General features: G+C 47.5%; 10 protein-coding genes. All 10 read right to left on the bottom strand.

Annotated features, from left to right (window positions below):
• On the bottom strand, positions 1 to 350 hold a 350-nt coding region (locus tag ACLR2L_RS15790), incomplete at its 3' end, for an OmpH family outer membrane protein (protein ID WP_413369430.1).
• A 40-nt stretch (positions 351 to 390) separates the two neighbouring features.
• On the bottom strand, positions 391 to 2,865 hold the full coding sequence (bamA, locus tag ACLR2L_RS15785; protein WP_413369429.1) for an outer membrane protein assembly factor BamA: 2,475 nt from the start codon (positions 2,863 to 2,865) through the stop codon (positions 391 to 393).
• A gap of 54 nt (positions 2,866 to 2,919) precedes the next feature.
• Positions 2,920 to 4,275 carry a sigma E protease regulator RseP gene (rseP, locus tag ACLR2L_RS15780; protein ID WP_413369427.1) on the bottom strand — a complete coding sequence of 452 codons (1,356 nt, stop codon included), beginning with the start codon at positions 4,273 to 4,275 and terminating at the stop codon, positions 2,920 to 2,922.
• On the bottom strand, positions 4,276 to 5,454 hold the full coding sequence (gene ispC, locus ACLR2L_RS15775; RefSeq protein ID WP_140956209.1) for a 1-deoxy-D-xylulose-5-phosphate reductoisomerase: 1,179 nt from the start codon (positions 5,452 to 5,454) through the stop codon (positions 4,276 to 4,278).
• Positions 5,454 to 6,317, bottom strand: a complete 864-nt coding sequence (locus ACLR2L_RS15770) for a phosphatidate cytidylyltransferase (RefSeq protein ID WP_140956210.1) — start codon at positions 6,315 to 6,317, stop codon at positions 5,454 to 5,456. Before ACLR2L_RS15770 ends, ispC begins: the two co-directional genes overlap by 1 nt.
• Positions 6,318 to 6,363: 46 nt before the next feature.
• Entirely contained in the window at positions 6,364 to 7,149 is a 786-nt protein-coding gene (gene uppS, locus ACLR2L_RS15765) for a polyprenyl diphosphate synthase (protein WP_413369424.1), read from the bottom strand.
• A gap of 8 nt (positions 7,150 to 7,157) precedes the next feature.
• Entirely contained in the window at positions 7,158 to 7,715 is a 558-nt protein-coding gene (frr, locus tag ACLR2L_RS15760; protein ID WP_140956212.1) for a ribosome recycling factor, read from the bottom strand.
• 18 nt (positions 7,716 to 7,733) lie between these two features.
• Complete coding sequence (pyrH, locus tag ACLR2L_RS15755) at positions 7,734 to 8,477, bottom strand: UMP kinase (RefSeq protein WP_140956213.1); 744 nt, start codon at positions 8,475 to 8,477, stop codon at positions 7,734 to 7,736.
• Positions 8,478 to 8,667: 190 nt separating this feature from the next.
• The gene (gene tsf, locus ACLR2L_RS15750) at positions 8,668 to 9,540 is read right to left on the bottom strand and encodes a translation elongation factor Ts (RefSeq protein ID WP_140956214.1); all 873 of its coding nucleotides are present in this window, start codon (positions 9,538 to 9,540) and stop codon (positions 8,668 to 8,670) included.
• Positions 9,541 to 9,657: 117 nt separating this feature from the next.
• Positions 9,658 to 10,116: 30S ribosomal protein S2 (gene rpsB / locus ACLR2L_RS15745; protein ID WP_413369421.1), on the bottom strand; the 459-nt coding region annotated here is incomplete at its 5' end.

The following is a 10,116-nucleotide window of genomic DNA, read 5'->3' as shown; positions in this document are numbered from 1 at the left end:
TGACGGCGTTGAATATTCTGTTGCAGAGGCTGAACTTTCTGGCTCAGTTGCTCACGTACTGAAAGGATTTTGTCTTCCAGTTCTTTCTTTTCCTGCGCACTCATGGTAGCCGCATCGCGTTGCAGTTTCTCGGTATAGAGCTGGCCGTCGCGTTGCAACAGGTTCACTTCATCCACCTGAGCCTTGAATTCCATTTGAATGGCATTCTGAATCTCGGCAGCCTGTGGCAGCGACTGGAAGATATCCTGCACACTTACCACACCAATTTTCTGCTCAGCCATTGCTGCAGTACTAACCATTGCGCTACCTAACATAGCCGATGCGATTGCGTATTTTGCCAACTTGTTCAAAGGGTGCTCCTTTTGTGTTCTGGTCTATGCCAGCTTAATTTTAAAATGTTTGACCGATATTAAATGTGAAGAATTTAGCGTCATCACCGTCGCGTTCTTTAAGTGCTTTGGAGAAACTAAATACCATTGGTCCCATTGGTGAAATCCATTGTACCGAAATGCCGGCAGAACTTCTAAATAATGTCCAGTCGGAGAAATCCAGCAATTCATTCGCGCCGGCATTATTTAATCTTGAGTATTCCTCATAGTCAAATTCTGTATCCCAAACGTTACCCACGTCTACGAACATACTGGTTCTCACTGAGTTTGAAGAATCTTCTTCCACAAACGGCGTAGGAACGATTAACTCAATACCACCCAGCGCCATGGCGTTACCACCAAGACTTCTGCGCGATAACACATACGAGTCGTTAGACGGATCACCTGGCACTACCGTACCGTCCGGCAGAGTAACAGAGTTTTGGCTACTGGTACGTTGAATACCACGTGGACCAACCGTGTTGTTTTCAAAACCACGCAGTGTATCTGCACCACCGGCCGTGAAGTTTTCGTTAAACGGCAGAATTTGATCGCTGCCGTTAATATCACCATAACCGTTACCATAACCCAAACGCAGCTTGGTTAAGAACGACCAGCGCTGATCGCGGGATACCGGGAAGTAGAATCGCGCATCATACACCGTTTTAAAGTAATTCACGTCGGAATTTGGTGTTGTAATACTGAAAGACGCACGCTGCGATGAACCTGCTGTCGGGAATAACCCCCGGTTCAGCCTACTTCTACTCCAGGCGATAGACGCCTGCAAACTGGTGTATTCAATAGGCGCATCCGGATCGTCTTCGTTGGTAAACTGCTCATAAAAACGGTTTGTCTGTTCATAATAACCGCGGTTAGACAGTTCTACGTCAGAGTAGGTTAATCCGAAGCTGATGCGGTTAAATTCGTCAATTGGATAGCCAATTGTGCCGCCAACCGACCAACGCTTGGAGTTGTACTGAATAACGTTAAAGCTGGAGCCGTCAAACTCACTGTAAGCAACGGTTCCACCGAGGCTGATACCGTCAATAGTGAAAAACGGATCGGTATACGACAACTGTGCCTGCTTCTGGTAAGACACCGTACTTAAATTCACGCCGATTTGTTTACCGGTACCCAGGAAGTTATCCTGCTGAATACCTGCCTGTAAACCCAGCTTGGTTTGGTCACCGTAGCTGATACCTGCGTTGAACGAGCCGGAAGGCTGTTCTTTTACGTTAAATTCAACATCTACCTGATCGTCCTTACCTGGAATACGTACGGTTTCGAACTCAACGTCTTCCATATAGGTTAAGCGCGACATGCTGTTTTTAGATGTTTCCAGCATGGAGTTAGACAGCCAGGTACCTTCCATTTGCACTACGTTCTGACGCAATACTTCGTCGGCGGTAATGGTATTACCGTTAAAATTAATCCGGCGAACATAAATACGCTTACCCGGATCAACGCGCAGCGTCAGTTTAACCGTTTTATCTTCGTCGTTGATTTCCGGCACCGTGGTAACGGTAGGATAGGCATAGCCAAAGCGGCCCAGGTATTTACTGATGTATTCTTCGGTATAGGTAACTTCAGCCTGGCTGTACAATTCACCAGGTGTAAGAGGTAGTACTTGTTCAATAAAATCTTCATGACCAAGCAAATCACCTACCAGCTCCACGCCCGAAATAGTGTATTGCTCACCTTCGGTAATATTCAGTGAAATATAGATACCGTCTTTCTCGGGTGACATAGCAACCTGAGTCGATTCCACATTGAAGCGCAGGTAGCCGCGGTCCATGTAAAAGTTACGCAGGGTTTCCATGTCGCCTTGCAGGGTTTGCTGCTGGTAGCGCGTTTCCGACAGGAAATCATACCAGGCGGTGTTGTACTGCAATTCGAAATCTTCAAGCAACTCTGTGTCGCTAAAAATGTCATTGCCCACAATGTTGATTTGCTTAATTTCAGCTGCGTCACCTTCTTCAAACAACAGCTTTAAATCCACGCGGTTACGGGGCAGCGGCGTTACGATAGCAGTGACATCTGCATTGTACTTACCAATACTGTAGAAAAAATCCTTAAGACCGTTTTCAATTGAGGTGAGTACTGTCTTATCAAGCGGTTCACCTACGCGGATGTTATTGCCATCCAGGCTTTCCTGTAGCTGTTCGTCTTTAATATCATCATTGCCTTCAAAAATGATATTACTGATAGTTGGACGCTCAGCAACACGAATAACTAACGTGTTACCATCGCGCATAACCGCTATATTTTCAAAGTGAGTGGATGAATACAGCGAACGAATAAGTTGCGTAATACGAAACGCATTAAGCTCGTCGCCTTTCTGAACCGGGATATAAGTAAGCGCGGCACCTAACGCCACCCGCTGTAATCCTTCTACCCGAATATCTTCAACTACAAATTCGCTATTGCTTGATGCAGCGTTCGCTAAGCTAGCACTGGAGTACAAGATTCCGGCTACAACTAACTGATTAAACTTCATCTATTCTTTTTCTTCCTGCTGCGTTCGCGTTTTTCTTGCTAACGACTGACTCGGTTAAGACAATCGCGTTATGTCGTTAAAGATGGCGATGCTCATGATCGTAAACAACAGCATGGCGCCAATCTTAAATCCCCACTCCTGTATCTCTTCGGATACTGGCTTTCCTGTTAGCCATTCGATGGTGAAGTACATTAAATGCCCGCCGTCCAACATTGGCAGGGGTAATAAATTTACAATACCCAGATTCACACTGATTAATGCCAGGAAACTCAGGAAATACACCAGACCGTATCCGGCACTGTTTCCCGCCCCTTGGGCAATAGAAATAGGACCGCTTAAATTTTTCACCGATACATCACCAGTGATCAGCTTGCCTATCATTTCAATGCTCAGCGTCATTAAACGCCAGGTTTTATCAACGGCTTTACCCATCGCATCCAACACACCGTACTGGTGAGTAAATACGTACCCTTCTGGCCATGCTTCTGCATAAGGACTCACGCCCAGATAGCCATCCTGCCCTTCCGGCGTATCACGGCGCCCAATTGTGGCAGAAAGGTCATAGGTTTGACCAGCCCTGTTTACACTTAACGTAACTTGCTGACCAGGGCGTTCTTTTATAAATGCCACCAAACTTTGCCAGTCATTCACTGCTTCGCCATTAAGCGCCAGGATAGTATCACCAACCTGAACCCCTGCTGACTTGGCAGCCGAGCCTTCGCCTACATACGCAACGTTAAGCGTTGCTGCAGGTGTAAACGGGGTAATACCGACACTGCGTAAAGGAGACTCCGATTCTGAATCAAAGTTCCATCCGTCCAGCATTAACTGGCGCTGGAATGTCATTCCACTGGTATTTTTTACTATAACCGGCATGGTAGCATCGCCAACATGAGAGATCAGTTCAAAATTAACTGCCTCCCAATCCGGCGTGCTTCTGTTACCCACCTGTATAATTTCATCACCGGCAGTCAATCCAGCCTGAGCTGCAATACTTTGCGGTGCAATTTCGCCAATGACCGGCTTAACAGTACTGATGCCTATTAAAAACATCGCATACAAAGCGATAGCCGCAAAAATAAAGTTTACGCCGGGCCCAGCGGCAATAATTGCCATGCGCTTTGCTACGCTCTGACGATTAAATGCCTGGGAAGATAACTCAGCTGGTACGTCATCCACCCGCTCATCAAGCATGCGAACATAACCGCCTAACGGGATGGCCGCTACCACAAACTCTGTGCCATTACTGGCTTGTTTACGCCACAATGGTTTACCAAAGCCAATCGAAAAACGCTTTACGTAAACACCACACAAACGCGCCACATAGTAGTGACCCCATTCGTGTACGGCAACTAATATACCCAGTGCAACAATAAACGCACCAGCGTTACGTAAAAACTCAAATACCACTTAATTATCCCCGACTAACGCCAGTGCAGCCACACGGGCTTGCCTATCCAGCTCTCGAATTTGTTGGATTGAAGAAACCTCAGTTGGTTCAAACCGATTTAGAATTTCTTCATTAATTTGCGCGATTTGGGTAAAACGTATGCGATTATCCAAAAAGGCCTGCACCGCGATTTCGTTTGCGGCATTCAATCTTGTAGTGGCGGATTGCCCTACGCGACAAGCTTCGATTGCCAGATAGAGATTAGGGTAACGGGTTCGGCACGGTGTGGTAAAACTCAAATCGGCCAACGTAGCAAAATCCAGTGGCGCCACGCCTGCATCAATGCGTGTTGGATACCCCAATCCGTAAGCAATGGGTGTCCGCATATCCGGGTTTCCCAGTTGCGCCAACACAGAGCCGTCAATATATTGCACCATTGAGTGAATAGTACTTTGAGGATGCAATACTACCTGGATGTCATGTTGCGCAAGGCCAAACAACCAGCATGCCTCGATAAACTCCAGCCCTTTGTTCATCATGGTGGCGGAATCGACAGATATTTTACGCCCCATACTCCAGTTAGGATGGGCACACGCTTCAGCGGGCGTAATGGCGTCAAAGGTACTCAAATCGCGCTGGCGAAACGGGCCTCCTGAACCGGTGAGTAAAATCTTACTAATACCGGCAGCGTCTAGTTCACCATAACGAAAATCGGCAGGTAAACACTGAAAAATAGCATTGTGCTCACTATCAATTGGCAAAATAGTGGCTTTAGACTGCTTTGCGGCCTCAATGAATAACGCGCCAGACATCACCAGCGACTCTTTATTGGCCAACAGTACGCGCTTGCCGGCTTTTACTGCTGCCAATGTGGGCTCCAGGCCCGCAGCACCAACAATCGAAGCCATTACGGTATCGACCTCTGCGGCCGATGCTACCTCTTCCAAGGCCCGTTGGCCTGCCAAAACTTCTGAACTTATTTCATATCGCTGAGCAAGTTCGCAGGCGGCAGCATAATCCTGCTCATCAGCAACAACAACATAGCGGGCATGATATTGCTTGGCCTGTTGAATCAGCTTTTCAATCTGGCGATGACCGGTAATGGCAAATACACGAAACAGTTCAGGATGACGCTGAATAACATCAAGTGTACTGTCACCAATAGAGCCCGTGGCCCCTAATATAGTAACGGTTTGCATTACGCCATCCAGGTAACAAAGCAGTATGCAAAGACTGGGAACGCTGCCGTAAGGCTGTCTATGCGGTCAAGCAACCCACCGTGACCGGGCAAAATACGGCCGCTGTCTTTGATGCCCGCGCACCGCTTAAACATACTCTCATTCAAATCACCCATGGCAGATACACCTACGGTTAAGCCACCAATAAGCAAATGGGGCCAAATCCGCGTAGACTCTACCTGATAGTGCAATGCTGCAAAGGCAATAATGGCAAAAGACGCCATTACCCCACCAAACAATCCTTCAAACGTTTTCCCGGGTGAAACATTGGGGCGCAACTTGTGACGACCAAACTTCACACCTACGAAAAACGCGCCAATGTCGGCTGCCCACACGATACCCAGTACATAGAAGATTAGTGACGCGCCATAGAATGCATCTACTTCATATAATCTGGCACGTAAGGAAACCACCGCCACCCAGGTGGGAATGAGTGTAAGCACGCCAAACAAACAGCGGATCATCCAACTTGTTTGCCAAAACTTGGAGTAGCGGGGATAGGCAATGATCATCGCGAGGGATACCAGCCACCACAAACAGGCTACCGATAAAACCCAATGGTAAATGGCGTTCAATTTGCCCTGATACCAAATCATATTGGTATCAACCAGGCTAATCAGCCCAAGGCAAACCGCTAATAACACCAATAAAAAGGCCACTTTGTGTGGACGCTTCGGCAAGCCAGACATATTCGCCCATTCATAGCCGCCCAAAGCGATAACAGCGGCAATGGCGTACTGAAATACGTCTAATGGCAAAAACAGAATAGCCAGAATAGCAAGAGGCGCCAGGATGAGCGCCGTAATGATGCGTTGCTTTAGCATAAGGAAAGTCTTTCGTAAGAGATTGTCATGATGCGAATGAAGGCGTTCACCCTACAACCACTTCCGCTTCGACTTGTTCACCGATCAAACCAAATCGACGCTGGCGTTCACTGAAGTCTTTAACTGCAAGATAAAACTCGTCTTCGTTAAAATCCGGCCACAACACATCAGTAAAGTACAATTCCGCATAAGCGCACTGCCACAACAGGAAGTTGCTGATGCGGTGTTCACCACCTGTTCGAATCAACAAGTCGAGTTCAGGCAAGCCTTTGGTAGACATATATTGATCAAATGCCGCTTCGTCTATATCCGCTAACGACATATTACCAGCAGCGGCATCCTGAGCCATTTGCTTAGCTGCGTGCAGTATATCCCAGCGACCACCGTAATTGGCGGCAACATTCAGGACTAAATCCTTGTTGTCAGAGGTTAATTCCTCTGCTTTGCGGATTTTAGACACCAACTTGTCGTCAAAGCGGCTCAGATCGCCCAGCACCTGTAAACGCACACCGTTTTTGTTCAGGCGCTTGGCTTCTTTATTTAATACCAGATTAAATAAATCCATCAGCACGCTGACTTCTTCTTCCGGACGCTTCCAGTTTTCGCTGCTGAACGCAAATAAGGTGAGTACCTGAATATTGCTTTGACGGGCAAAACGCACCGCAGCACGCACTGACTCAACGCCAGCACGATGACCAAAGGTTCGAATTTTTCCTTTTTTCTTTGCCCAGCGACCGTTGCCATCCATGATAATGGCAACGTGCTTTGGCACCTTTAACGACGCGAGACGATCTTGTCCCGCCGTTGCGATGTCATTCTCCGATGGCTGCATAATGGCAATTACACTTCCATCAATTCTTTTTCTTTGTCTGCCAGCATGACATCCACGATTTTAATGAATTCATTGGTCAGTGTTTGTACATTCTCTTCGCCTGCACGACTTTCGTCTTCACTGACTTCCTTCTCTTTAAGCAAATCCTTGATGTCGCTGTTAGCGTCGCGACGGATGTTACGAATCGCGACACGTCCTTGCTCAGCTTCGTTACGCACTACACGGATCAAATCTTTACGACGCTCTTCTGTCAGTGGCGGAAGAGGAATGCGAATAGTAGTCCCTGCGCTCATTGGATTTAAGCCCAGACCAGACTGCATAATGGCTTTTTCTACTGCCTGGATCGCGCTCTTATCGAATACGGTTAACGCCAGAGTGCGGCTATCTTCGGCTACCACGTTCGCTACCTGACGCAGCGGAGTATCAACGCCGTAATAAGATACCTGAATCCCATCAAGCAACGCTGGGTGTGCACGACCCGTACGAATTTTGCTTAACTGACTTTTCAGCGCACTAATACTTTTTTCCATGCGCTCACGCGCATCTAATTCAATTTCATCAATCACGGTTATATTCCTGTTTTTTTATTTTTCGACACTGTCGCTGTGCGTAATCAGTGTACCTTCAGGTTCACCCATCACTACCCGTTTCAGGCAGCCCGGCTTATTCATGTTAAATACGCGTATTGGCAGGTTGTGGTCACGAGCCAGTGTAAACGCCGATAAATCCATTACTTTCAGTTCTTTTTCCAGCACTTCCTGGTAAGACAACTGAGCATACATTTGCGCTTCGGGATTTTTCACCGGGTCATCGTTGTATACGCCATCTACTTTGGTAGCTTTTAACACTGCGTCAGCTTCTATTTCGATACCGCGCAAACACGCTGCTGAATCAGTGGTAAAAAACGGGTTACCTGTACCGGCGGAGAAAATCACTACCCGGCCAGATTTCAGCAAGCTAATTGCTTCTGCCCAATTGTACGCGTCACACACCCCATTTAGAGGAATAGCAGACATCAGACGGGCATTTACGAATGCGCGGTGCAAGGCGTCACGCATGGCAAGACCGTTCATCACTGTTGCCAGCATCCCCATGTGGTCACCTACCACGCGGTTCATGCCAGCTTTTGCCAGTCCTTCTCCGCGAAACAGGTTGCCACCGCCGATAACCAGCCCCACCTGAACGCCCAACTCGACCAATTCTTTAATTTCCTGCGCCATGCGGTCAAGTACTTTGGGATCAATACCAAAGCCTTCTTTTCCCATAAGCGCTTCACCACTCAGTTTAAGCAGTATGCGTCGGTAGGCGGATTTTGGTGCGATGCTCATTGTTATAGTTTCCTCTTGATTCGGCTTGGGTCATAGTTCGCAGTACAAATTATGAACCAAACCGACTAAATCGGTCGTTACGTCACTGTGCGGCACAGCAGCCATGGTGGCTTACTTATAAAAAAGCACCCCCGAAGAGGTGCTCGTAAGTGTATCCGACATTGGCCGAATGCAAAAGTCAAACCGCTAATTATTTCTTAGCAGCTGCCATTTGCGCAGCAACTTCTGCCGCGAAGTCTTCAGTTTTCTTCTCGATACCTTCGCCTACTTCGAAACGTACGAAGTTGATTGCGTCTGCGCCCTTGCTCTTCAGCAGGTCACCAACAGACATTGAAGGATCTTTTACGAAAGGCTGACCAGTCAGGCTGATTTCGCCAGTGAACTTGTTCATGCGGCCAGAAACCATTTTCTCAGCGATGTCAGCAGGCTTGCCAGACTGCATTGCGATTTCGATTTGGATGGCTTTTTCTTTCTCTACAACTTCAGCCGGAACCTGTTCAGGCTTAACGAATTGAGGTACAGAAGCAGCAACGTGCATGGCTACGTCTTTTGCCAGGTCTTCATCACCACCGTCCAGGATGGCCAGTACACCAATGCGCGAACCATGAGTGTATGCACCCAGGTTGTTACCTTCTACTGTCAGTACACGACGTGGAGAGATGTTTTCACCGATTTTGGCAACCAGTGCATCACGTACGTCGCTTACTACGCCGCCTTCGATTTCAGAAGCATTCAATGCTTCGATGTCGCTCAGGCTGTTGGCGAATGCCACTTCAATTAATTTGTTGCCGAAAGCCAGGAAGCTTTCGTCACGGGCTACGAAGTCAGTTTCACAGTTCAGTTCAAGAATGGTCGCTTTACCACCTTCAACTTTAGTCAGGATTACACCTTCAGCAGCGATACGGCCTGCTTTTTTGGCGGCTTTTGCCTGACCTGACTTACGCATGTTTTCGATGGCCAGTTCGATGTCACCATCGGTTTCTACTAACGCTTTTTTGCAATCCAGCATGCCGGCGCCAGTACGTTCACGCAATTCTTTTACAAGTGCTGCAGTCACTGCCATTTTCAATTCCTCAGCAATAATTTTAAATTTAAGTTTAAAAGGGGCGATTGCCCCTCTTAGATAATTCGATTGTTAAGCAATGACCCCGAAGCAGTTGCCTCAGGGTCACAAAGCAAATTACTCTGCTGCTTCAACGAAGTCGTCTTGTTCAGCTTGTACTTCCAGGTTGTTTTCACGACCTGAATTTACTGCGTCAGCCGCAGCGTTTAAGTACAATTGAACTGCACGGATTGCATCGTCGTTACCAGGGATGATGAAGTCAACACCGTCTGGATTTGAGTTGGTATCAACTACTGAAACTACTGGAATACCCAGGTTACGGGCTTCAGTGATTGCGATATGCTCGTGATCTGCATCGATAACGAACAATACATCTGGCAAACCGCCCATGTCTTTAATACCACCCAGGCTGCTTTCCAGCTTTTCCATTTCACGCTGAAGCATCAGCGCTTCTTTTTTGGTCAGCTTGTCGAAAGTACCATCCTGGCTTTGTTGCTCAAGCTCTTTCAGACGCTTGATTGACTGACGAACAGTTTTCCAGTTGGTCAACATACCGCCCAACCAACGCTTGTTTAC

Source organism: Alteromonas sp. AMM-1 (genome assembly GCF_047290655.1).
Lineage (GTDB): Bacteria > Pseudomonadota > Gammaproteobacteria > Enterobacterales > Alteromonadaceae > Alteromonas > Alteromonas mangrovi.
Note: the sequence above shows the minus strand (reverse complement) of the source record. Positions and strands in the feature narration are given on the sequence as shown.

Excerpts from the sequence above, each read along its gene's own strand:
- bamA (WP_413369429.1), bottom strand. The coding sequence starts at position 2,865 with ATGAAGTTTAATCAGTTAGTTGTAGCCGGAATCTTGTACTCCAGTGCT.
- ACLR2L_RS15770 (WP_140956210.1), bottom strand. The coding sequence starts at position 6,317 with ATGCTAAAGCAACGCATCATTACGGCGCTCATCCTGGCGCCTCTTGCT.
- ispC (WP_140956209.1), bottom strand. The coding sequence starts at position 5,454 with ATGCAAACCGTTACTATATTAGGGGCCACGGGCTCTATTGGTGACAGT.
- tsf (WP_140956214.1), bottom strand. The coding sequence starts at position 9,540 with ATGGCAGTGACTGCAGCACTTGTAAAAGAATTGCGTGAACGTACTGGC.
- uppS (WP_413369424.1), bottom strand. The coding sequence starts at position 7,149 with ATGCAGCCATCGGAGAATGACATCGCAACGGCGGGACAAGATCGTCTC.
- pyrH (WP_140956213.1), bottom strand. The coding sequence starts at position 8,477 with ATGAGCATCGCACCAAAATCCGCCTACCGACGCATACTGCTTAAACTG.